21 protein-coding genes and 1 pseudogene are annotated in these 23230 nt (G+C 69.7%); 6 read left to right on the forward strand and 16 right to left on the reverse strand.

Annotated features, from left to right (window positions below; translation table 11 throughout):
- The 3 genes from HHX41_RS34485 to HHX41_RS34495 form a co-directional block, all read right to left on the reverse strand.
- On the reverse strand, window positions 1-703 hold a 703-nt coding region (locus HHX41_RS34485; protein WP_310742314.1), incomplete at its 3' end, for a biotin carboxylase N-terminal domain-containing protein.
- An 8-nt stretch (window positions 704-711) separates the two neighbouring features.
- On the reverse strand, window positions 712-912 hold the full coding sequence (locus tag HHX41_RS34490; RefSeq protein ID WP_310742310.1) for an acyl-CoA carboxylase epsilon subunit: 201 nt from the start codon (window positions 910-912) through the stop codon (window positions 712-714).
- A 29-nt stretch (window positions 913-941) separates the two neighbouring features.
- A complete protein-coding gene (locus tag HHX41_RS34495) occupies window positions 942-2507 on the reverse strand; it encodes an acyl-CoA carboxylase subunit beta (RefSeq protein WP_182909296.1) in 1566 nt (521 codons plus the stop codon).
- Between the two features lie 36 nt (window positions 2508-2543).
- Between HHX41_RS34495 and HHX41_RS34500 the strand changes: the two genes are divergently transcribed.
- Window positions 2544-3296 carry a TetR family transcriptional regulator gene (locus tag HHX41_RS34500; protein ID WP_259401532.1) on the forward strand — a complete coding sequence of 251 codons (753 nt, stop codon included), beginning with the start codon at window positions 2544-2546 and terminating at the stop codon, window positions 3294-3296.
- Between the two features lie 86 nt (window positions 3297-3382).
- Window positions 3383-3988, forward strand: coding sequence for a bifunctional 2-polyprenyl-6-hydroxyphenol methylase/3-demethylubiquinol 3-O-methyltransferase UbiG (locus tag HHX41_RS34505; protein WP_169987916.1), 606 nt, complete (start codon window positions 3383-3385; stop codon window positions 3986-3988).
- A 35-nt stretch (window positions 3989-4023) separates the two neighbouring features.
- On the opposite strand, the gene HHX41_RS34510 is transcribed toward HHX41_RS34505, so the two are convergent.
- The 3 genes from HHX41_RS34510 to HHX41_RS34520 all read right to left on the reverse strand — a co-directional run bounded on the left by HHX41_RS34510 (window position 4024) and on the right by HHX41_RS34520 (window position 6880).
- A complete protein-coding gene (locus tag HHX41_RS34510; RefSeq protein WP_169987918.1) occupies window positions 4024-4398 on the reverse strand; it encodes a cyclic nucleotide-binding/CBS domain-containing protein in 375 nt (124 codons plus the stop codon).
- Window positions 4399-4516: 118 nt separating this feature from the next.
- Entirely contained in the window at window positions 4517-5134 is a 618-nt protein-coding gene (locus HHX41_RS34515) for a hypothetical protein (RefSeq protein WP_182909297.1), read from the reverse strand.
- Between the two features lie 315 nt (window positions 5135-5449).
- Window positions 5450-6880 carry an MFS transporter gene (locus tag HHX41_RS34520; RefSeq protein ID WP_182909298.1) on the reverse strand — a complete coding sequence of 477 codons (1431 nt, stop codon included), beginning with the start codon at window positions 6878-6880 and terminating at the stop codon, window positions 5450-5452.
- Between the two features lie 137 nt (window positions 6881-7017).
- Here HHX41_RS34520 and HHX41_RS34525 point away from each other — a divergent pair, with 137 nt between their 5' ends.
- A complete protein-coding gene (locus HHX41_RS34525) occupies window positions 7018-7602 on the forward strand; it encodes a TetR/AcrR family transcriptional regulator (RefSeq protein ID WP_182909299.1) in 585 nt (194 codons plus the stop codon).
- A gap of 126 nt (window positions 7603-7728) precedes the next feature.
- Here the strand turns inward: HHX41_RS34525 and HHX41_RS42080 are convergent, their stop codons facing one another.
- Together HHX41_RS42080 and HHX41_RS34535 are read right to left on the reverse strand one after the other, a co-directional pair.
- Complete coding sequence (locus HHX41_RS42080) at window positions 7729-10503, reverse strand: PQQ-binding-like beta-propeller repeat protein (protein WP_182909300.1); 2775 nt, start codon at window positions 10501-10503, stop codon at window positions 7729-7731.
- The gene (locus HHX41_RS34535) at window positions 10497-11399 is read right to left on the reverse strand and encodes a hypothetical protein (protein WP_182909301.1); all 903 of its coding nucleotides are present in this window, start codon (window positions 11397-11399) and stop codon (window positions 10497-10499) included. The genes HHX41_RS42080 and HHX41_RS34535 overlap by 7 nt, the downstream gene beginning before the upstream one ends.
- Window positions 11400-11579: 180 nt before the next feature.
- On the opposite strand from HHX41_RS34535, the pseudogene HHX41_RS41335 reads away from it, so the two are divergent.
- Window positions 11580-11966: pseudogene (locus HHX41_RS41335) on the forward strand (DUF6461 domain-containing protein); the annotation flags it as partial.
- Here the strand turns inward: HHX41_RS41335 and HHX41_RS34540 are convergent.
- From HHX41_RS34540 to HHX41_RS34570, 7 genes are all read right to left on the reverse strand, one after another.
- Window positions 11923-13527: a GTPase gene (locus tag HHX41_RS34540; RefSeq protein ID WP_182909302.1), complete on the reverse strand. Its 1605-nt coding sequence runs from the start codon at window positions 13525-13527 to the stop codon at window positions 11923-11925. The pseudogene HHX41_RS41335 and the gene HHX41_RS34540 overlap by 44 nt on opposite strands.
- The gene (locus HHX41_RS34545; protein WP_169987932.1) at window positions 13524-14465 is read right to left on the reverse strand and encodes an AAA family ATPase; all 942 of its coding nucleotides are present in this window, start codon (window positions 14463-14465) and stop codon (window positions 13524-13526) included. The genes HHX41_RS34540 and HHX41_RS34545 overlap by 4 nt, the downstream gene beginning before the upstream one ends.
- Window positions 14466-14479: 14 nt before the next feature.
- A complete protein-coding gene (locus HHX41_RS34550) occupies window positions 14480-14734 on the reverse strand; it encodes a hypothetical protein (RefSeq protein WP_182909303.1) in 255 nt (84 codons plus the stop codon).
- Between the two features lie 81 nt (window positions 14735-14815).
- Window positions 14816-15388 carry a hypothetical protein gene (locus tag HHX41_RS34555; protein ID WP_310742311.1) on the reverse strand — a complete coding sequence of 191 codons (573 nt, stop codon included), beginning with the start codon at window positions 15386-15388 and terminating at the stop codon, window positions 14816-14818.
- A gap of 104 nt (window positions 15389-15492) precedes the next feature.
- Window positions 15493-16200 (reverse strand): response regulator transcription factor, encoded by a 708-nt coding sequence (locus HHX41_RS34560; RefSeq protein ID WP_310742312.1) that lies wholly within the window; start codon window positions 16198-16200, stop codon window positions 15493-15495.
- On the reverse strand, window positions 16170-17270 hold the full coding sequence (locus HHX41_RS34565) for a hypothetical protein (RefSeq protein ID WP_169987940.1): 1101 nt from the start codon (window positions 17268-17270) through the stop codon (window positions 16170-16172). The genes HHX41_RS34560 and HHX41_RS34565 overlap by 31 nt, the downstream gene beginning before the upstream one ends.
- Entirely contained in the window at window positions 17267-18424 is a 1158-nt protein-coding gene (locus HHX41_RS34570; protein ID WP_182909304.1) for a sensor histidine kinase, read from the reverse strand. The genes HHX41_RS34565 and HHX41_RS34570 overlap by 4 nt, the downstream gene beginning before the upstream one ends.
- A 301-nt stretch (window positions 18425-18725) precedes the next feature.
- On the opposite strand from HHX41_RS34570, the gene HHX41_RS42085 reads away from it, so the two are divergent.
- Both HHX41_RS42085 and HHX41_RS34580 read left to right on the forward strand, forming a co-directional pair.
- Window positions 18726-20489, forward strand: a complete 1764-nt coding sequence (locus HHX41_RS42085) for an SGNH/GDSL hydrolase family protein (protein ID WP_182909305.1) — start codon at window positions 18726-18728, stop codon at window positions 20487-20489.
- Window positions 20490-20739: 250 nt separating this feature from the next.
- Window positions 20740-21657 (forward strand): hypothetical protein, encoded by a 918-nt coding sequence (locus HHX41_RS34580; protein ID WP_182909306.1) that lies wholly within the window; start codon window positions 20740-20742, stop codon window positions 21655-21657.
- Window positions 21658-21778: 121 nt separating this feature from the next.
- Here the strand turns inward: HHX41_RS34580 and cycA are convergent, their stop codons facing one another.
- Window positions 21779-23224, reverse strand: coding sequence for a D-serine/D-alanine/glycine transporter (cycA, locus tag HHX41_RS34585; RefSeq protein ID WP_220504680.1), 1446 nt, complete (start codon window positions 23222-23224; stop codon window positions 21779-21781).
- Between the last annotated feature and the right edge of the window lie 6 nt (window positions 23225-23230).

Here is a 23230-nt window from a genome sequence, read left to right on the forward strand (position 1 = left end):
GGTGGCGGCGCTGCAGTGAGCAGTCGCGGGTGGAGACGACCACGACGTTGCCGTGGGTGTCGGCCAGGCACTGGGTTTCCACGTGCCGGGGCCGGTCCAGGTAGCGCTCGACGAAGCATTCGCCGCGGCCGAAGGCGGTGACGGCCTCGCGGACGGCGGACTCGTACAGGTCGGGGATCTCTTCCAGGGTGCGGGCCACTTTCAGGCCGCGGCCGCCGCCGCCGAAGGCGGCTTTGATCGCGATGGGCAGGCCGTGCTGCTGCGCGAAGGCGACGACCTCCTGCACGCCGGAGACGGGGTCGGGGGTGCCGGCGACCAGGGGGGCGCCCACGCGCTGGGCGATGTGGCGGGCCTGAACCTTGTCGCCCAGGGCGGTGATGGCCGCGGGTGGCGGGCCGATCCAGATCAGCCCGGCGTCCAGCACCGCTTGGGCGAAGCCGGCGTTCTCGGCGAGGAAGCCGTAGCCGGGGTGGACGGCGTCCGCGCCGGTGCGCTTCGCCACCGCGAGGATCTTGTCGATGTCGAGGTAGGTCTCGGCCGGGCTCTGCCCGCCGAGCGCGTGGGCCTCGTCGGCCACCCGCACGTGCAGCGCGTCCAGGTCCTGGTCGGCGTAGACCGCCACACTGGCGAGGCCGGCGTCCCCGCACGCCCGGGCGATCCGTACGGCGATCTCACCGCGGTTGGCGATCAGGACCTTCCGGATGGTTGTGCTCACAGACGTCCTCCACGACTCCATCTCGACTCCCGCCACCCCTGCGGGCCTGTCGCGAGCGGGCGGCGCATCGCGTGCCGCCGCGCCAGAACGCACCAGCCGGAGGATGCCGACGGTGCGGCCGGGCCGGTCTGCCGCGCCGCGAGCAGCGCCACGGCCAGCGCGGCCAGTTCCTCGGGCGACGGGGCGCCCTGTATCACTTGAAACCCTGGTATGACCTGGAACCCGTTCACAGCGGGATGTTCCCGTGCTTCTTGGGCGGCAGGGCGGCCCGTTTGCCGCGCAGCATCCGCAACGCGCGCACGACCTCACGCCGGGTCTCGCGGGGCGCGATCACCGCGTCGACGTAGCCGCGTTCGGCCGCCAGGTATGGCGTGGCGAGGGTGTCCTCGTACTCACGCACCAGCTCGGCCCGCAGTGCGTCGGGGTCGTCGGCCTCGGCCAGCGTCCTGCGGTGCAGGATGTTCACCGCGCCCTGGGCGCCCATGACGGCGATCTGCGCGGTGGGCCAGGCGAGGTTGACGTCCGCGCCGAGGTGCTTGGATCCCATGACGTCGTAGGCCCCGCCGTACGCCTTGCGGGTGATGACCGTGACCAGCGGCACGGTCGCCTCGGCGTAGGCGTACAGCAGCTTGGCGCCGCGCCGGATGATGCCGTTCCACTCCTGGTCGGTGCCGGGCAGGAAGCCCGGCACGTCCACCAGCGTCAGCACCGGGATGCCGAACGCGTCGCAGGTGCGCACGAACCGGGCGGCCTTCTCGGAGGCGGCGATGTCGAGCGTGCCGGCGAAGCTCATCGGCTGGTTGGCGACGACGCCCACGGAACGCCCCTCGATGCGGCCGAAGCCGACCAGGATGTTCGGCGCGAACAGCGCCTGCACCTCCAGGAACTCGCCGTCGTCCAGCAGGGCGGCGATGACCTCGTGCATGTCGTACGGCTGGTTCGGCGAATCGGGGATCAGCGTGTCGAGGGCCCGGTCCCCCTCGTCGATCTCCAGATCCGCCTCGAACCCGGTGAACGGCGGGTCGTCGAGGTTGTTGCCCGGCAGGTACGACAGCAGCGCGCGGACGTAGTCCAGCGCGTCGTCCTCGTCCTCGGCGAGGTAGTGGGCGTTGCCGCTGCGGCTGTTGTGCACGCGGGCGCCGCCCAGCTCCTCGAAGGTCACGTCCTCACCGGTCACCGTCTTGATGACGTCCGGCCCGGTGACGAACATGTGGGACGTCTCGTCCACCATGATCGTGAAGTCGGTCAGGGCCGGCGAGTAGACGTGCCCGCCCGCGCAGGCCCCCATGATCAGGGAGATCTGCGGGATGACGCCCGAGGCGTGCACGTTGCGGCGGAAGATCTCGCCGTACAGGCCGAGCGAGACGACGCCCTCCTGGATGCGCGCGCCCGCGCCCTCGTTGATGCCGACGATCGGTGCCCCGATCTTCACCGCCAGGTCCATGACCTTGCAGATCTTCTCGCCGTATACCTCACCCAGGCTCCCGCCGAACACGGAGAAGTCCTGTGAGAAGACGCAGACCGGGCGGCCGCCGACCGTCCCATGGCCGGTGACCACGCCGTCGCCGGGCACGCGGGTGCGTTCCATGCCGAACGACGTGCTGCGATGCACGGCCAGGGCATCCAGCTCGACGAACGACCCGGGGTCGAGCAGCCGCTCGATCCGCTCGCGGGCCGTGAGTCTGCCCTTGGCGTGCTGCTTGGCGGCCGCCCGTTTCTCGGCGGCGCGGACCGCCTCGTCCAGACGCTCTTCGAGCCGGCTGAGGCTGGCCGCGGTGCCATGCGGTTCCATCGATCACCACATTCGGCGATAGGACTGAGTTTCACCATGACGATACTCAGTCTCGCGACCGTGGGCAAGCCCGGGGTCCGCGACAATGGCCCCATGGCCACACCGCCCATCAGCCACCGCCTCGCCGAGGCGGCGGTGGCCCTGTTCGACGAGAACGGGTACGACGAGACCACCGTCGACGACATCGCGGCCCGCGCGGGGGTGAGCCGCAGCACCTTCTTCCGCTACTACCGGTCGAAGGAGGACGCCATCTTCCCCGACCACGACACGCTGCTCGCCCAGGTGGACGCCCGCCTGCGCGCCTCGACCGCAGACACGGCGATCGTCGCGGTGTCCGACGCGGTCCGCATCGTGCTCGCGCATTACGTGGCGGACGCCGAGGTGTCGCTGCGCCGCTACCGCCTCGTCGGCCGCGTCCCCGCCCTCCGCGACCGGGAGAACGCCAGCGTCGCCCGCTACCAGCGGCTGTTCCGCGAGTTCATCGGCAAATGGCTGGCCGGGACCCCCGACGCCGACCTGCGCGCCGAGCTCATGGCCGCCTCGGTCGTCGCGGCGCACAACCAGGTCCTGCGCGGCTGGCTGCGCGCCGGCGGCACCTACGACCCCTCAGGGCTCCTCGACCACGCCCTCGGGTACGTCATCGCGACCTTCCGCCACCTCGAACGGCCGCAGGACGAGCGCGACGAGGTCGTCGTCGCCACCTTCAGCCGCTCGTCCTCCCCCCAGGCCGTCATGGAAGCCATCCAGGCCCACCTGCGGTCCCGCCCCTCCGACGAGGATCCGAGATGACGAGGAAGCGCATCTGAACACGATGTCGCGCAGGGCCCTCGTCCGCCGGTCGCCCATCCCCTCCTCCGGCCCGGGAGAATGAAGGCATGGCTGAACAGAGCATCTGGATGCAGAAGGTCGCCGCCGACCCCGATCACTCCACCTGGTTCATCGAGCGCTTCCGTTCCATGGCTCGCGCCGGTGACGATCTCGCCGGGGAAGCCCGCCTCGTGGACGCCCTGGTGCCGCGCCGCGCCCGCATCCTCGACGCCGGCTGCGGGTCCGGCCGGGTCGGTGGCGCGTTGGCCGAGGCCGGCCACGATGTCGTGGGCGTCGACGTCGACCCGGCTCTGATCGAGGCCGCCGAGCAGGATCACCCCGGGCCGCGCTGGCTCGTCGGCGACCTGGCCGAACTCGACCTTCCCGCGCGGGGCATCAGCACACCGTTCGACGCCGTCGTCTGCGCCGGGAACGTGATGACGTTCCTCGCGCCGAGCACCCGTCGTGAGGTGCTGAGACGGTTCCGTGCGCACCTCGCGCCGGACGGCCGGGCCGCGATCGGCTTCGGCGCCGGCCGCGACTACGAGTTCGGCGAGTTCCTCGCGGACGCGGCCGCCGCGGCGCTCGAACCCGACCTGCTGCTGTCCACCTGGGACCTGCGTCCGTTCAGGGACGACTCGAGCTTCCTGGTCGCCCTCCTCCGCCCCGCCTGACACGGGCCCCGTTCACGTGCGGGAGACGCCGTCGGCTAAGGCGCGAGTGTCTCCAACGCGAGAAGGTCGCGCATCGACACCATGCCGATCAGGCGCCCGTCCTGGTCCACCGGGATGTGACGGATGCCGTAATCGAGCATGCGACGGGCCACCTCGCGCGTGTCCTCGTCCAGGGTCGCGGTCTTGATGTCCGACGACGCGCACATCCCCGCGCTCAGCGCGGCAGGGTCGGCGGATGTGGCGAGCGCCCCCACGAGGTCCCGTTCCGTGATCACTCCCGTGACCCGGTCCGCCTCGAGCACGGCGAGCGCGCCGATGTTCTTCTCCGTCATCTGGCGCGCCACCTCGGGCAGCTTCGCGCTCACCGGGCAGCCGAACACCATTGGACGGTAAACGTTGGCGATACGCATGCGGCCTCCCCTCCTCACCAGCACATCCAGCCAACCACACCGCCCGGGCACGCCCGTCAGCCGCCGGTCGGCTGTTCGCCGTACTTCGTCGCGCCATGCGCGGAGGCTGCGGCCATCGTCACCTGGCGCCGAAGATGGCGGCGTAGACGCCGTTCTCCATGTCGATCCAGGCCGGGTACAGCCCCTTGGCCGTCATCTCGTCGAACCGCGCCTGATACTGGGCGGCGCTCATCCCGTGGAAGGCATACCAGCGGCCGATCTTGTCATTTCGCCAGATTGTGGTGTAGGACATTCCGCCAGGTTCGACCGCGATCACGGACGGCCGATATCCGGCGCTGACCCGTGCGTCGAAGACCCGCTGGTATTCGGATGCAGGCACAGAGGTTGTCACAGTCCAGGAGACACGCGAGGGGTTTTCCGCCCAAACTGCGACCATCCGCGGGCTTGACGACGTTCCGTACACGTTGACCGAGACGGGGATGTAACCGTCGCGTCGCGCATTGAGATTGGCCGCACTGAACTGCCCGGTGTCGATGCCGTGGCGTGCGGTTCCCCTGCCCGCCTTCTTCTCCCAGATGGCGGTGAACGTGGCGTCGGGTCCGCTGCCTGTCGCGGTCACCATGGTCGGCTGGTAGCCCATCGCCGTGAACTTGTCGAACGCTCCCTGGTAGGCGGCCTCCCCCCTGGCCGTCACGGTCAGGTGCCAGTCCGGCCCGGGCCTGTTGTCCGAGAACATGGCCCATCTCTCCTGTACGCTCTGCCGTCCGACCGTGAGAACCACCGGACGTAACCCCGAGGCCTTCGTGGGGACCCTGTCCCACACCCGTTGGACGCTCACGTCGTGATGGGCGCGGTACTTGTATGCGGCGGCGGTCTCGGCACGGGCATCCGCCGACGCCGAGGGCGAGGCCACCGAGACAGCGGCCAGGACCATCGTGACGGCCGCCGTGATCTTCCGCGACGTACGCATCGTCTCCTCCTTCGCGGGCCAGGCACTCAAGTTAGGCTCGCCGGCGGCTGGAATTGATCCGTGTCAGCACGGAGACCGATCTCAGTGCCACCGCGAGCCGGGGCGATACCAGAAGACCAGCGCGACGAGCAGGGCGATCACCAGGGCGCCGCAGGCCCAGAGGAACACCGCCGAAATGGTCTCGGCGAGACCACCCGTGCCCCGCGTGAGCGGGATGAGCATCACGGCCAGGCCGAACGAGCCGCCGATCGTGAGCGCCGTCTGCAGCACACCCGCGGTGACCCCGGCGCACTCCTTCGGCGCGGTGGTCAGCACGATCATGTTGAACGGGATGATCGCCACGCCGACGCCGAGCCCCATGACGACGAGGCCCGGGAGCACGCCGCCGGCGTAGGTGCCGCCGCCGTCGAGGCGGGTCAGCCAGGCGACCCCGGCCAGCACCACGAGCAGGCCGGCCACGGCACGCGTCTTGAGACCGATCCCGGCGATGCGCTTGGTGAGGATCTGGGTGCTGACGAGCAGCGCCAGGCCGAAGGGCAGGATGGCCAGGCCGCTCTGCAACGCGGTGAGGCGCAGCACATCCTGGAGGTACTGGACCAGGTAGATCAGGAAGCTCGTGAGCACGGCCGCGAGCAGCAGCAGGGCGAGGAAGGCGCCGGCCCGCTCGCGACCGGCGAAGACGGCCAGGGGCAGCAGCGGCTCGGCGGCCCGCCGGTCCACCAGCAGGAAAACCACCGCCAGCACGACCGCGGCGCCGAGGGCGGCCAGCGTCCAGCGGTCGCCCCAGCCCTTCTCCGCCGCGTGCACGAGGCCGTACACGGCGGCGGCGAGGGTGGCGGTGCTGAGCAGCGCGCTGCACATACCGGAAACACTGGCCAGGCCGCGCGGGCGGGACCGGGTCGCCTCGTCCCGCAGGCCGAGGGCCCGGGCGGCGACCGCGATGACGACCAGGCCGATGGGCACGTTCACCAGCAGGCTCCAGCGCCAGTCCCCCGCCCATGTGAGCACGCCGCCGAGCACCATGCCGGCGGAGGCGCCGAGCCCGGTCACCGTGGAGTAGAGACCGAAGGCCCGCTGCTGCCGCTCCCCCTGGAAGACGATCGCCAGCAGCGCCAGCCCGGTGGGACCGGCGATCGCCGCGCCCGCGCCCTGCAGGACGCGGCCGGCGAGCAGCACCTCCAGGTTAGGTGCGAGCCCGGCGACCAGGGAGGCCACCACGACCAGCCCGATCCCGGAGAGGAAGACCCTGCGGTGCCCGAGCACGTCGCCGAGGCGGCCGGCGAACAGCAGGAGGCCGCCGAAGGCGAGGAAGAAGCCGTTCGGCACCCACGATCCCCCGGCCACCGACAGGTGAAGGTCGGACTGGAGGGCCGGGAGCGCGACGTTCACGATCGTGCCGTCGAGCTGGAGCATGAACTCCGCCCCCACGATCGCCGCGAGCACGAGGGCCCGGGCGCGGCCGGCCCGTGACACGTCCGCCGAGACGTCGCCGGAGACACGTTCGGTGGTCATGGAACCTCCACGGTTCGCCGAAAGAGCCGAGAGTGAGGCGCCCTCAGGTTAGCGGGCGCATTTATACTGAGGTCATCTCAGGTTGCGTAAGGGGATTCAAGCTGAGGCATCCTCAGGATGTCAAGCGGGAGGTACCGGTGGACGGCAAGCCCTACATCGCCCAGCGCCCCAAGCGGGCCGACGGCCGGCGCAACTACGACGCGATCCTGGCCGCGGCCCGCAAGGCGTTCGAGGGCGCCGGCGCCGACGCCTCCCTGGAGGACATCGCGAGCCAGGCCGGGGTGGCGATCGGCACGCTCTACCGGCACTTCCCCACGCGGGCCTCGCTCGTGGAGGCCGCGACCCGGGACGGCCTGGAGAACCTCGTCGCCCACGCCGAACGGCTGGCCGCCGGGCCGGACCCGCTCGACGCGCTGATCACCTGGATGCGTGAGGCGGTGGTTCACTTCAGCACCTTCCGCGGCCTGGTGGGCATCCTCGCGCAGAGCATGTACGACGAGGGCACGCCCTCCCACACCATGTGCAGCGCCATGCACCGCGGCGGCGCGGACCTGCTGCGCGCCGCCCAGGCGGCCGGCAGGGTGCGGCCCGACCTGACCCCCGACGAGCTGTTCGACCTCCTCAGCGGCGCCGCCTGGGTGCGCGAACAGGCGACCCCGGACCGGGACGGCAGCGCCCGCTTCCTCGAACTGGTGCTGGAGGGCATCACCACACGGGACTGACCTTCCGCACACCCGCACCCGGCCCGCCCCGGTCGACGTCTTCGCGCCGGCTTGACGCTCTGCCGGGGGGGACGGACGTGCCATTCAGTCAGCCATGCCCCTCGCGGTGGCGCGGTCGTATCCAGGTCACCGCGCGTCCAACGCGTACACGTTGCCGTCCCAGCCGCCGACGTACACCATGCCACCGGACACCACCGGAGGGGCGCCGACCGCACCGCCGGTGCGGTAACTCCACCGCACCTTGCCGGAGGCTGCGTTCAGCGCGTACACCGAGTCGTCCCAGCTGGAGACGTACACCACACCGCCGGAGACCACCGGAGCGCTGGCCCAGCCATCGGTCCAGTAACTCCACCGCTCCTTCCCGGTGGCGGCGTCCAACGCGTACACCGAGTTGTCCCTGCTGCCGACATACACCACACCATCGGACACCACCGGAGCGCTGACCCAGCCACCGATCCAGTAACTCCACCGCACCTCCCCGGTGACGGCGTCCAACGCGTACAGCGAGTTGTCCCTGCTGCCGACGTACACCATGCCGCCGGACACCACCGGAGGGGCCTCGACCGCATCGTTGGTGCGGTAACTCCACCGCACCTTTCCAGAGGCGGCGTCGAACGCGTACACCGAGTTGTCGAAGCTGCCGGCGTATACCGTGCCGCCCGACACCACCAGAGAAGCGACCCAGCCGCCCACCCGGCGACTCCACCGCACCTCGCCGGAGGCGGCGTCCAGCGCGTACACCCGGCCGTCCTCACAGCCGACGTACACCACACCGCCCGACACCACGGGGTCGGAGAAGACGGGCGCGTCGATCCGGTGACTCCAGCGCACCTTCCCGGTGACGGCGTCCAGCGCGTACACGGAGTAGTCCCTGCTGGCGGCGGGGTTGTTCTTACTGCCGACGTACACCATGCCACCGGACACCACCGGGACAGAGAGGACGGACTCGTCGATCCGGGGGCTCCAGCGCTCCTTCCCGGTGACGGCGTCCAGCGCGTACACCCGGCCGTCGAAGCCGGCGACATACACGACGCCGCCGGACACCAGCATGGTGTCGTCGGCGGCGGGGTGGCTCCAGAGGGCCTTTCCCGTGACGGCGTCCAGCGCGTACACCCGGCCGCCACTGGCGACGTAGACGACACCGGCGGACACCACCGCGCTGGAGTGGATGCCGTTGTCCGTCGGATAACTCCAGCGGACTCTCGATGCGGGGGCTGCCACCGAGGCACCGGCCCGCTGCGGGTAGCGGGCCAGCAGGTTGTCCCGCAGCAGCGGAGCGAGGAGTCGCACCGCCAGTCGCGAGGTGGCCGTGAGCTTGACGATGACCGGACCCACGTTGACGAGCGCCGCACCGAGACCGCCCGCCGGCGAGCCTTCGGTGTACTGGAAAATCTGAGAGCTCTCGCTGGTGGGATCGAAGGTGTCCCGCTGCTTCGCCAGGGCCACCTCGTCGGCGAACAGCTTCTGCGCGTCGCCGTTCGAGGAGGCCACCCACATGATGGAAGCCGACACGGTGACGCCCTCGTCAACGGACGGAATCCAGTCGCATGCCGCGGGATTCGGGAGCGCCACATCCCCCAGAACCCGGGCATGCGGACTGGCGAAGTAGCCGTCCGCGATGACTTTCAGGTCGCCGTCGGTCAGAAGAGCGCAGGCATCCGGCCAGGCGCCCGGTTCGATGCCGCCGAGCGAAGCAGGCCCGGCGGAAGCGCCGTACGCCATCCGGTAAGCGGTGACGCGGCCGCTGCCATCGTGGTCACCGGCCGGAACATAGACGAGGGCCAGGTCGTCGGTCGTGCCCAGAAGGGCGGGCTGGGACCTGTGGGGGATGTCGAGGGGGAATCCGTTGAGGTCGCCGGTGCCTGCGTCCAGAGAGATCAGGAATACGGGACTCGGCCACCCGTCGGATAAATAGACGGACCGTCCCCTGGCTACGACGGTGGACGACTCGAAATACGAGGGCCGGGTCCAGCGGACGCGGCCGGTGACCGGATCGACGCCCCTCGCCTGCTGACGGGAGCCGGGAGTCCGTGGAACCAGAAAGGCCTTGTTGGCGGTGGTGAGGAGCCGGCCGTCCGGCGTGTAGATGGACGCGGTGCCCTCGATCCTGACGTGGACGAACCCCTCCGCGTCGATCGTCACACGATGCAGCAGGTCGGTGAGCCGTGACTCGTTCACCGGGGACGGCAGTTCGCGCGTCCACCGAGGCCGCAGGGTGGCAGGGTCCATCGACGCGAGGCGCAGCCCGCCGCCCTCGCAGTAATCGAGGAGGACCACCGACCGCTCAGCGACTGTGGCGTCCAGATCGCAGCGCCGCGGATAGGTCATGCGCGCCCTGGTCGTCCCGGTCCTGGGATCGAGAACCTGCATTTCGATGGGCTCGGACGACCGCTGGAAGACCACGATGTCCCGCCGGTTCACCAGAACGTCCGGCCCTGTGTAGGTGCCGACGTGTCCGGTCTTCGTTGGATCGTCCCCCGATATGGCGACCGTACGCTGCCACAGCGCGGCGCCGGTGGCCAGGTTGTAGCCGGACAGGACGCGGTCATCCCGGTCGGGCACCGCTCTGGACACGACGAGCGTCCCGGTGGCGATCCACATGCCGGCGATCCGGGGAAGCGTGGGATCCGGGGCGATCGTGTACCGGAGATCACCGGTCTGCGGGTTGTGGACCGCTATGGCACCCCGACGGGTCGCCACCACCAGGGCGTGATCGGACACCTTGGGGTGTGCGTGCCCCACGACGTCTTCAGGGTCCAGGTCGGCGGCCACCGACCAAACGGCCCGCCAGCCTACGGGGACCTGAAGGAGGCGCGGCGTGTCGGCCACCACGGCCAGGTACGCCAGCAGGGCCATCACCGACAGGCCCCCCAAAGCGCGCAGGGCCCGCCGGGTCAGCACCGCCTGGCCTTGGGAAACTCGGCGCAGACCGCGTCACGGGAGGCTTGCATCCAACCGCCGTTCGGGGAGGCGATATAGAAGGAGCGGTAGTCGGCGGCGCGACCGGTCAGCCGGAACGGGGCCCCGCCCGGCGTCTTGATCACCATCTGCTCGGCGCGCCCTTCCGTCACCACGGTGGCGACGAGGTCGAACTCGTAGTAGGCCTTCCGGCCGGTGATCGAGAGGCTCAATGTGACCCGCTCGTCCTGCTTCAGGTCGATCTGCTTGGTCGAGAAGTACGACGTGCGCTGCTTGTCACCCGTGGTGAAGTGGGGGTCGGGCCTGTCGAGATCGGCCGCGATCTCGATGGTGTCGGCCTCGCCGGCAGTGACGGCGATCAGATAGGCACCGTCCGATACCGGTTTCCGGGTGAGGACACGCGGCTTGATGTCGGCGACGCGGAGGCTGCTGCGGTTGCCCTCCAGGACCACGGTGACATCCATCTGTCCGACCGGGGCGGCATGATGGCGTTCCAGCAACGCGTCATGCCCCAGGTCGGCGCTCCCCAGCAGGACGGCCCGGTCCCTGGGGTCGGTCACCGTCTCCCGCAGGGCTAGGTCCTTGCTGCCGTAGTGGACTTCCACGTGGGCAACCTTCATAGCGGGAGCGCCGCCGATCCGGTCGATCGCGTCCGATCCGTGCTCATTGAACCAGGTGGTGAACATCACGCCCACCGCGGCCACGATCACGGCTCCGGCGATCCCGGCCACCCATGCCAGCACCGCCTTCCAAACTCCCCGCCCGGCCGATTCCGCCTCCGTGCCCGGCCGCGACGTGTCCGCGGCGTCCCGCGCGGTGTCCGAATTCGCGGCGGTGCGCAGCGTCTTGTCACGCTTTGCGCGGCGGCTCCTGGCCACGGGCGCCCCCACCTTGACTGAAGACCCCACTAGGGATCAACACCGTATGCCGAAACTCTTGTACAGAGACAGCGGATTCATCGAAACGAATCCGAGGATTGAAAAGCCGCCGGTTTTCGCCGTGGGCACCACCACGTATGCTCGCGAAGCCGTCGACCTCCTGGCCACTGGTTCTCCCCTGAGCGCTTCCCCGGCCTGGCGGATCCCTACTGCTTCACCTACGTCCACGGCCTGACGCCCGAGGAACTGCTGACCCGGCTCGGCGCGCGGGTCGAAGACCGCTCTCGCGTGACGCGTGACGAGCTGATCCGGTGGCAAACCCAAACTGCTGGAGGAGTCCACCTACCTGTGCGGAGTCGTTCCCGGATCGAGGTGAGCAGAACCCACCGTCCACGGCCCCCGTGGGTTGGCCGCGGACGGTGGATCACTTTCGATCACTTCTGCGTCCACGGCCTCATCGAGATCACCGTCATCGACACGGCCGAGACGTTCACCTGGGGAGGATGGACCTCACTGAGCCGGTTCAGAATCCGTCGCGCTGGTTGCGCTTGTCCCAGAATTCCCTGAAACCCAACTCCAGCAGTTTCATCGTCTGGGGAGAGCCGAGAAGCTCCTCGAGATGTTCGCTGTTCTCGACTGCCGTCTCGCACAGCGCCATCCAGGAACGCCCGAGCGCCCAGGTCACCGAGCTCGCGGTCGCCGCGTTGACGGCGCCGCCGATGATCGATCCGGCACCGGGGACGAGCTTCAGCAGGTTGCCCGCGACGGAGGCGCCCACCTGGGAGAGGATGCCGTTGAGAAACGCCGCGACCGCCCCGCTGACCGTGCTGAGCTGCGCGCCCAGGCCGTACGCCGCGGTGATCCGCGCGATCATCTGGATCTCGTTGGGCACGAGCAGAACCGAGTCGGAGAACGGGATCGGGCTGGCGCCGATCGTGGCCGCGGCGGCCACCGAGCTGCGGACTACCCGGAGGGCCTTCTCCCTCTTCCGGGACAGGTCGATCCGCTGAGCGGCGACGAGGGCCGACCGGGCGGCCTCCGGCACGACGTGAAAGGTCGCGGTCAGCAACTCGTCGAGGCCGTGCACGTACGGCAGAAGCTGGTCGGCCTGCGCGTTGGTGAGGAAGACCTGCCCGGGGGGCGAGAGCGGCAGGTGGCGGTCCTGGATGCTTCTCGCGAGCTCCAGCGTCTTGGAGTCGGGCCGGCCGCCGTTCACTAGAGGAGTCTGGGTCAGCACCAGCAGCACCGGAAGCCCGAGGCCCGCCAGATGGCGAATGATCTCCTCCTGGCCCTCCTCCAGCCGCCGGTCGGCGGCTCGGACCGCGTACCAGACGGCGTGAATGTAATCGTCCACGTTGCCCACGCGGGTTTTGGCGACCTGCTTCGCCACCTCGTCCAGGATCTGCTCCCGCGACTCGCCCGTCTCGAAGCCCCGTGAGTCGTAGACGCGGAGGATGCCGTCCGGCCTGCTGTACAGCGTCAGCTGCTTGGTCACGGCGGCGCCCACGCCCGTCTCGGCGAGATCCTCCCCGAAGATGGCGTTGACCAAGGTCGACTTGCCCACGCCCGTCTTGCCGAAGATCGCGAGATTGAATCTGCCCAACCCGGCGAGGGCGTTTTCGAACTCTTCGCTCACCCGCTCGGCGATGCTCTCGCCGGTCACCTTCGCCGGCCCGTCGAGGCCCGCGATGACCGGAGCCGGCCGCGTCCCCCGCACCGCGAAGGCGAACACGAAGCCGTCTCCCGATGCCGCGGCCGTCGCCCTGCGGAGCTCGCCGGTCACTTCCCTCACTCCGTGGATCGTGATCACCACGGGGGCCTGCGGTCCGGGCGCGGCCAGTAACCCGATGATGGGGACGGACAGGTCCTCGTCGGCGCTGGGATCGTGTTCGACGCGGATGTCCACGTGCAGCTCCGCCGTGGACACCGTCAGCGCCGGATCCGCGAACGTGCGTGTGGTGAGCAGGAAGCGCAGCAGCGGGAGGACGGCTGTGAACCTCGCGCGTGCCAGGCGAGCGCCCGGGTGACCGTAGGCGAGGAGGATCTCCTCGGTGAATTTGGCGAGGCGAGCACAGGTCTGCTCCACCGAGCGCGTCGGACCGGCCGACACCGATCGCGTCACGTTCACTTCGCCGCCCCCTTCTCCTGGTAGCTCTCGACGTACATTCCTCGGCTGCGCACCAGCCCGGCCTCGGCCAGGGTCACCTGCTCGACCGCCCCGCGGAGGTGGCCGGCCCGCAGCACGCGCTCCCCCGCGGCCGACGTCGCCGCGATCACCAGCAGGTGGCGCAGCGCCCGCCCGGACAGCCCTTCGGTGGCGTCGAGCACCCGCGACCAGCCCTCGGAGTCGCGGTCCTCCGCCTCGGCGAGCAGGTCACCGACGTCGAAGGCGACCGCCATCGCCCGGATCGCGTCGGCGAGGATGAGGGACCGGTGCTCCCTGCTCGGGAGCGGGATCTCCAGGACGAAGTCGGCGCGCTCCCGCACGGCCCGGTCGATCGCCCTGGGAATGTTCGTGGTGAACACGAGGGTGACGTTCGGGCGCTCCCGCGCGCAGCGATCCAGGGATTCCAGAAACGCGGTCACCTGGTAGAGCGCGTCCAGCGGATTGGCCTCCATGCTGATGCTGGAACGATCCGACGCGAGGGTCTCCACCTCGTCGACCAGAACGAACAGCGGCCGTCCGTGCGAGGCCAGGTCGGAGATCTTGTCGAAGGTCGCCAGCACGTTCTTCTGTCCCTCGCCCCGGACACCGCTGAACAGCGCGTGCGTGTTGATGTGGACGAAGCCGGTGGTCTCTCTCTCGATCGCGCCCCACACCGCGGGCAACCCCCTGGCGAGGCTCGTCTTCCCGCAACCGGGAGGGCCGTAGAGGAGCACGGCCCTGCGCAGGGCCAGAGCGGTGGGCGGCGCCTTCTCCAGACGCCGCAGCGTGGTCGCGTAGGAGAGCAGCGTCGTCTTGATCTCCCCGGGGACGATCACCGCGGACCAGTCGGCGATGAACTCGCCGGCCGCGTCGGGGAACCGATAGACGTCGAAGAATCTGTCACGTGCAACGGGAGGCATCGGCTACGTCTTTCTCACGGAGATACGGGTCGGGTCCCCGGCCGAGCGGAATCCGCGGCCAGGTCGCCAAGGTCGATTTCGGTCGCGTTCGCGGCGAGGCTGTTGAGCAGTCCGTCCGCGATCCGCTCGGTCAGGAACCCCCGCTGTGCCAGCTCCGGGTGATCCTGCTTGATCCGCTCCTCCGCCTGTGCGCAGAGAACGGCGAGGTCGTCGGAATCGGGAAGTTCGACAGCGTGAGCGGACTCCGAGATTCTGTACTTCACGAGCATTACCGGCTCCGAGGGGTCTTCTGCTTTCGTCCGGCGAAGGCCCGGCGCCACCGCATCGGGGCGGGGCCGCGGGATCGGCGGTCAGTACCAGACGGACATGCCGGCCGAGTTGGCCGCCGTCTCGATGACCTTTCCGACGTCGTGCTGCTTGAGGTGGTCCACGCTCTGGAGATCGGTGGGTTCCCACCCCTTCACCGGGGCCGCACCCGGACTGGTCGTGACCACCACCCGGTATCGGCATCCGGCGAGCTTCCCCGCCTGGCTGATCGCGGCCCTGACCTCCTCGATCGCCGTGTGGTAGGCCTCCTCTCCGGTCCCGGAATACGCGATGTTCAGATCGATCCGCGTCGCCACCCGCCCGGTGGCGGGGTCGAAGATCTCGAGATAGGCCGTCTCGAGATGACGCGTGGTCAGCCAGGTACGCAGGCCGGCTTCGACGGTCTCCTGATTGTTCGCGTACTCGCTGGGATCGAGTCCGCCGGCTTGGATCGCCTCGTAGAAGATCCGGTTGATTTCATTCACCAGGTAAGTACACGAACGAGCCTTCACATCCACCGATGTGCGAAGGCGAACGCCTGCCACGGACACCTGTGCGCCCCTCCGTTTCAAGGAAATGCGACACCCGGGTTTCCGGCGCCGTCGTGGGTGAGCCACGCCGGCGATCCGGGGTCTGTGCTTTTCAGCATGAATGGCAGGGCGATACGCCGCATGACCCCCGTTCGGTCATCAGCCGAACGGGGGTCATGAATGGGTCGTGGTCACGGAGCCGATTCGGGATCGGCGGCGAAGGAGCGGTACTCCTGAATCTCATGCGCCTGGATCAGGCCGTCCTCGATCGCGCGCGCCAGCAGCGCCGCCTTGCTCGGCGCCGGACGGCCGATCTTGGCGTACTTCACGCGTACCCGGTCGATGTACTGGCGCACCGTCGCCTCGGTCAGCCCCATGCGCCGGGCCACCGACGCCTTGGACATGGACTGGAACCACAGCAGCAGAGCCTCTCGCTCGCGCTCCGATAGCCGTGGCCGCTGCGGGCGGGCGTCGGACAGGAACGCCCCCGCCATCATGGGCGGGACATAGGGCCGGTCGGTCGCGACGGTCACGATCGTGTCCACGCAGTGCTGTTCGTTCTCACTCTTGGCGATGAAGGTCGAGGCTCCGGCGTCCAGCACGGCCAGGATCGTCTCCGGGTCCTCGTGCCCTGAATAGACGACGACGCGCCGGCCTTCGGCGCACAGTTCGGCGATGCGGTCGATCACCATCACACCGTGCAGTTCGAGGTCCAGCAGCAGGACGTCCGCCGTCGCGCCCGGCCCCCGCAGGACGGATTCGATGGTCGCGCCGCTGGCTATCAACTCCGCCCGGCCCAGAGGATCGCGCGACAGCCAGGTGCGGATGCCGTCCCTGGCGATCGGGTGGTCGTCCACCACCGCGACCGTCACCGGTCGGGCCAGCGGCTCTCGATCCACAGCACTTCTCCTTCCCGATGCTCGGTGACCCTGATGCCCTCGATCCGGCGTATGGGGAAGTCGTCGGCGTCGGCGACCACGCTGACCACCACTTCGCCGGCACCCCCGAACACCGTGACGCGAGCCTCGCTGCGCGCCCTGCTCAACGCCTCCAGCGGGGCCTCGGTGAGAGCGCGACGCGTATCCAGGGGGAGTTCCGGCACGGTGCCGCGGGGCAGCAGCGACACCACGACACCGCGCCGTTCGGCGTCATAGGCGCAGGCGCGCAGCGCGTGCACGAGCGGGTCGGGTACGTCGTCCGTCTCGGCGATGAGCCGGCGCAGCCACGCCGCTCCGGTCGCGCACTCGCGGCGCAGGACCGGGTCGGCGGGGTCGGCCCCGTCCGCCAGAGCGGCGAGCAACTCGGCGGCGGCCTTGCGCACCTGCGCGTACCTGCCCAGCCGGTCGGCGTGCACCTGCTCGGCGGCCTGGCGCGCCGCGTCGGCTTCCGCGCGGGCGGCGGACAACTGCGCCGCGCGCTGGGCGGCCGAGGTCAGGGCGTGCGTCGCCACGCTGTAGCCGAGCTGCAGCGTGACGCTTCCGACGAGCACCATCAGGAACCTGGCGAGCGAGATGCGGTCGAGGACCCCGTTCAGCGCCATGCCGGTCAACATGACGACTCCGTTGAGCACCAGGAAGACGATCAGCTCGTGCGGGCCGCGGCGCCACCAGAACAGCAGGACGCCGAGCCAGCCGATGGAACCCCAGGACCAGTCGCCCGGCCCGAGCACCTCGCCGGCGGGGCAGGCGGCGAGCACTATCACGTCGATGCCCAGCGCGGCACCCGCGAAGCCCCACACGGCGCCCGGCGTCCGCCTGGTGCGAAGCAGCGCGTGGGCGGCCACCACGCCTATGACGACGTAGGCGAGCCAGGAACCCGCCACGGCGGCGGGCCAGCGGTAGACGGACCAGTTGACGACCAGGGCGGTCAGGTCGTACCCGACGTGCCAGCAGGCGGCGATCACCAGCGCGGCGACGACGCTGCCCCGCTCGTACCGCCCGGCGACGTAGGCCGCCGGGTCTCCGGTCACGGCCGCCACCCGAGGGCCACACGGGTGCCGCCCGGGCCGGAGGTGATCTCCGTGCTCCCGTCCACCCCCCGCATTCGGCCTTCGATCGATTCACGCAGGCCGTACCTGTGCGGCGGCACGCGGCCGGGGTCGAAGCCGCGTCCTTCGTCGACGACCTCGACGAGAACCTCGTCCGGGGCGACGGTCATCCGCAGCAACGCCGTGTCCACCCCGGCGTGGCGGGCCACGTTGCCCAGCGCCTCGGCCGCGGCCCCGGCGAACGCCTCGCCGACCTCCCACGGCACCGTACACCGCGTCAGCTCGGCCTTGATCCGCAGGCCGCTGCGCGCGATCAGCGCACGCAGCCGCTCGTCGAGCAGGACCGGCCCGGCCGGTGGCTGGGCGGTGGCCGCCATGTGCTCCAGGTCCGCGAGATCGGCCGCCGCCCGGTCGCGCAGCACCAGGGAGGTCTTCTCGATCCCGCCGGTGCCGATGACGGTGAGCGTGGCCAGGGCGGTGTCGTGCACGCGGCGGTTCTGCGCGCGTTCGTCGGCGCGGCGCTCCCGTCGTACGATCTCGGCCCGCTGGACGTTCCGGAGCCTGCCCAGCTCGTCGTCGGCCACGGCGGACTGTGTGCGCAGCAGCGTCATCAGCGTGGCGGTCGCGGTGATCTGAACCAGGTGGATGCCCGCGGTCACGATGCCGTCGGTGGCACCGGCGAGCCCCACGCCGGCCAGATAGGCCAACGCCACGACGCCGCCGGCCGGCACGCCGAGGTGCGGCCGCCAGGTGAAGTTGGCGCAGACGATGGTCATGGTGGTCACCGCGGCGACCCAGCTCGCCCCGCCCGGCAACGCGTCGTTCGATACCAGGTGAGCCTGGGTGAGGCACAGCGCGATGGTGACGGCGATGTCGCAGGCCATCGGCCAGGAGGCCAGCCGACGGCGGCGCAGTGCCGCCCAGACGAACACCGCGGTCCAGGCCAGCTCGATCGCGATCGCCGGGCCCAGCCAGGCGAAGGACACCGGCGGCGCGGCGCCCAGAAGTCCGGCGGCCGCGGCGACCACTCCGACGACACCGCGCATCGCCCCGCCGCAGTACGCGGTGATCCGGTCCAGCTCCGAACCCGCGGGATTGCGGTGGCTTGTCCGGAAAATACGCCAATCGAAAGCCATGCGGCGACCATCCGCGTACGAGGCATATGCACAGCGTGCGACCTCATCTTACGGCCGGCGACATGGAATATTCCAGCAATGGTGGTGCGAATCCCGACCGGAATATCACTCGGTAGATTCGTATGAATTATCACCTATACCACCATCTTCGCGATTGATGCAGTTGTATGCCTTTCTAGCATGCGTAATCCCGCCGGTTCGCCGCATGACCCCCGTTCGGCTGTCAGTCGAAAAACCGACTTCCGTCACACCGTTCCCCACCCGTTTACTCGCCTTACTCCTCGCCGAGAAGGGAAGGCGCATGAGACATCGGATTCGGGCCTTCGTGGTGGCCGTGGTGACCGCCACGGCCACACTGATGCCGGCCGCCGCCGGGAACGCCGCGGTGACGACGGCCACCGCCACGCTGTACCGCGTGGGCGCCATCGGCTGTGACGGCAAACCACAGAACGAGGCCGCCGGCACGGTGACCCTCGAGCGTTCCGACACCGCGCTCAAGGTCACCGTGCAGGTCGACGACACCCAGTACCCCTCGCACGCCTTCTCCGTGGAAGCGTGGGAGGAGGCGCCCGGCTGCTACTCGGACAACGCCCTGCGCGTGAGCGGCGCGGGCCTCACCACGGACTCCTCCGGGTCGGGCACCGCGACCTTCACCCTGCCGATGCCCTACACCCAGAGCTTCCCCGACGGCAGCACGGTCGTGCTCGGCGACGGCAGGGGCACCGAGCGCCTGGTCGTGGTCCTGGACAACTCCGGGTCCACGGGCGCCGGTGACTCCTACTCCGCCGGCCCGATCCCGCTCCCCGGCCCGGTCCCGTCCCCCAGCCCCGATCCGGACCTCGACGCGGACGGCGACGGAGTGCCCGACAGCGACGATCGCTGCCCGGACTCCTACCCCGGGTATCCGGTCGACGGCGCCGGCTGCGCCAAGCCGCTGGAGCTGGACTGGACGGTGCCCGACCGGTTCACCGGCGAGCCCGCGACGACGATCGGGCAGGTCACCCCCCACGCCTACCCGGCCACGGTGAAGGTGGCCTTCCCCGGCGGAGCGGTGTGCGATCCGTCGCTCACCTACACCCTGCGGTACGGCGATGTCACCCGGTCCGGCACCGGCACCTGCGAGTTGCCGGCGGATTTCCCCTCGGAGGGGCCGCAGGCCGTCGAGGTCACCGCCGCCGTGGCCGGCCGCACGGTCTCGTCCGGCGCCCGGACCATCGAGATAGACGACAGGCTCATCGTGTCGCTGGGCGACTCGGTGGCCGCGGGCGAGGGCAACCCGCCCTGGATCGACCGCCGCTGTCACCGCTCGGCCGCCGCGGGCGGGTTCCAGGCCGCGCTCGAGATGGAGAAGTCCGATCCGCGCAGCTCGGTGACCTTCGTCGACCTCGCCTGCTCAGGCGCGACGATCGAGGATGGGCTGATCGGCGGGTGGACCGGGATCGACCCGCGCGGCGCGGAGAAGCGGGATCCGCTCCCCGCGCAGGTCGGCAAGGCACACGAACTGGTGGGGACGAGGACTCCCGACGCCGTACTGCTGTCGGTGGGCGCCAACGACATCGGCTTCCAGGATGTGGCGGAAGCGTGCTTCCTGCCGACGCACTGCGCCGGGAGCAAGGCCGCACGCAAGCTGCCGAACGCCCTGACGAAGCTTTCCAATAGCTACAACAGGCTCGCCGGCGAGCTGAAGGAGAAGCTCACCCCGAACGGGCCGGTCTATCTCACCGAATACTTCAACCCCTTGCACGATGAGCAGGGCCGCTACTGCACGATCCTCCCGTTCTGGTCCGCAGACGAGTCCAGGTGGGCGGAGGCCGAGGTCGTCACGAAACTGAACGACGTGGTGCGGGCCGCCGCGGCCCGCAACGGTTGGACCTACGTCGGCGGGCCCGCGTCCGATTTCCTGCCGCACGGATACTGCGCCTCCCACGCCGCGAAATGGGTGGTCACCCTCTCGGAGTCCGGGCTCGGGCAGAGGGGTGTGAGCGGGACGTTCCATCCCAACGGCGCCGGACAGGACGACTACCGGCGCCGCATCTCCGAGGCGCTCACGGCCCTGGACGAATGAGCGGGTCTCCCGGCCTCGACCGCGCCGCCACTCCCCCGCGCGGGTCCCGGCGGCGTCGCGGAGCCACGTGATCCTCATCCCGCACAACGGGCGGGGGCGACCACGTCCCCGCCCGCCGGCACGCGAGCAGGCGGGGTGCCGTAGGGGCGGGGATGGTCGCGGACAACCAGCGTTTTCCGGAAGCGGAGGCGTGCGAATGCGGGTCATCGGTGTTCACGGTGTAAACCAGCACCGTCGCGAGGCGTCCGACGTGGCGGCGACCTGGCGCGGGACCATCGAGCGGGGTCTCGCCGAATCAGGTGCGGTCACTTCGCGATTCTCCTTCGAGCTGGTCTACTACGCCGACCTGCTCGAGGAGCGGCGCGACGACTGGAAGTGCGCCGACGATTCCACGGAGATCGACCCGGGCGACGAGCCCGGCCCGGCGGCGCTGCTGGCGGAGTGGCAGCGCGCTCTCGCCGATCAGGGCGTTCCTGACGGGCTCAAGGGAGAGGTGAGCATCCCCGCCACACCGTTGTGGACGCAGCGAGCGGTGCACCGGCTGGCCGCCTCTCCGGGGCTGCAGGGTCTGGGCGAGACCGGCATCCGGCGGCTCGCCAGGCACATGCACGCGTACCTCGCCCATGACGAGGCCCGCCGTCTCATCCTGGAGCGACTCGACGCCGTCGCGGGAAGCGATCCCGTGACGGTGCTCATCGGGCACTCGATGGGGTCGGTCGTCGCCTACGAGTGGTCGCACACACCCGCATCCGCTCACGTCGGGGCGGGCTGCCTGTTCCTGACACTCGGTTCCCCGCTGGGGTCGTACCCGATCGCCCGGCGGCTCCGTCCCTCCCCCGCCTCCGCCGGCACGTGCGAGCTTCTATGCCCACACCGTCGGCTCGCACCGCAACCGGCCCTCGACGGCGCTCACCATGGCCGACCTGCTGCGGCAGCTCGCCGATCTGGACGCCAGGAACGGTTCCGCAACCTGTTTCTCGTGTTGGACATGTGCGGGGCCGGAGCCCGGCTGAAAACGGCGGTCGAAGAGGTACGGTCCCACCTGCCGGCTTACTTTCTGGAGGCGGAGAGCGCCGCGCAGCGACCGCGAAAGCGCGCGCCCGTTGCTCCTGGTCGGCGAGACGTCCAGGCGACCGAGCCGGACCGTCGAGGCGGCGCCGTCAGCTGACAGAACATTCCGGATCTGCGCATCGACCGGACTAGGGTGGCGAACCTCAGCCGCTCACGCCGGCCATCGCGATGCCGTCCGCTTAGCAATCGTGCGACTACGGACTCGATGGCCGCGATGTCTAGTCCTGATGTTCGGCTTCGGGTTCGGAGCGGACGGCAGCCTCATGGGCGAGACGGCGGGGGCGACGGCGGAGCACTGCCCATGCGATGCCGAGGATGACGAACCACACCGGGGTCACCAGCAGTGCCTGCAGCGTGTCGGGCTTCTGGGTCAGCGCCCAGATGAGGAACACGAAGAACGCGAGCACGACGTAGCACACGGCGATGCCGCCGGGCATCTTGAACGCCGACGCCTCGTGCAGGCGAGGACGGCGCTTGCGGTACACGATGTAGCTGATCAGGATGATCGACCAGACGAACATGAACAGCACGGCGGAGACGGTGGTCACCAAGGTGAATGCCTCGATGATCGAGTTGCCCATGGCGAGCATGACCACACCGGCGAGCAGGAACACCCCGGACAGGAACAGGGCGTTGGCCGGGACCTTCCTGGAGGTGAGCCGGCCGAATCGCGCCGGGGCATCGCCCTCCTGGGCCAGCCCGTAGACCATCCGCGAGGTGGAGTAGATGCCCGAGTTCGCTGACGAGGCGGCCGAGGTCAGCACGACGAAGTTGATCACCGAGGCGGCGGCGCCGAGACCGGCGAGGGTGAACATCACGACGAACGGGCTGCGGTCCGCGCTGATCTCGCGCCAGGGCGTGACCGAGATGATCACGACCAGGGCGACCACGTAGAACAGCATCACACGCACCGGGATCGAGTTGATCGCCTTGGGCAGGTTCCGTTCCGGGTTCTTCGCCTCGGCCGCGGTGGTGCCGACCAGTTCGATGCCGACGAAGGCGAAGGTCGCGATCTGGAAACCCGCGACGAATCCCATGGGGCCGGTCGGGAAGAAGCCTCCGTCGTTCCAGAGATTGGAGAAGCTCGCGGCGGCGCCCCCGGGCGCCTGGAAGTGGCTGAACACCATGCCGAGCCCGACGACGATCAGCGCCACGATCGCGACGATCTTGATCAGCGCGAACCAGAACTCGGTTTCACCGAACGCCTTCACGGTGGGCAGGTTCAAGGCGATCAGCACGACGACCGCGGCCAGCGCCGGTATCCACAGCGTGATGTCGTGCCACCAGTACGACACGTACCCGGAGATCGCGATGACGTCGGCGACGCCTGTGACGATCCAGCAGAACCAGTAGGTCCAGCCGGTGAAGAAGCCCGCCCACGGGCCGAGCAGGTCGGCCGCGAAGTCGGCGAAGGACTTGTAGCGCAGGTTGGACAGCAGCAGCTCGCCCATCGCCCGCATCACGAAAAACAGCATCACGCCGATGATCATGTAAACGAAGATCACCGAGGGCCCGGCCAGCGAGATCGTCTTACCTGACCCCATGAACAGGCCGGTTCCGATCGCACCGCCGATCGCGATGAGCTGGATGTGCCGGTTGGACAGTTGCCGGGAGAGATGCCGCTCGCCCTCGGGCGGGGGCGTCGATCCTGACACAATGGTCACGCCGGT

Source organism: Microbispora sp. H13382, assembly GCF_014161445.1.
In the GTDB taxonomy this organism is placed as follows: Bacteria; Actinomycetota; Actinomycetes; order Streptosporangiales; family Streptosporangiaceae; genus Microbispora.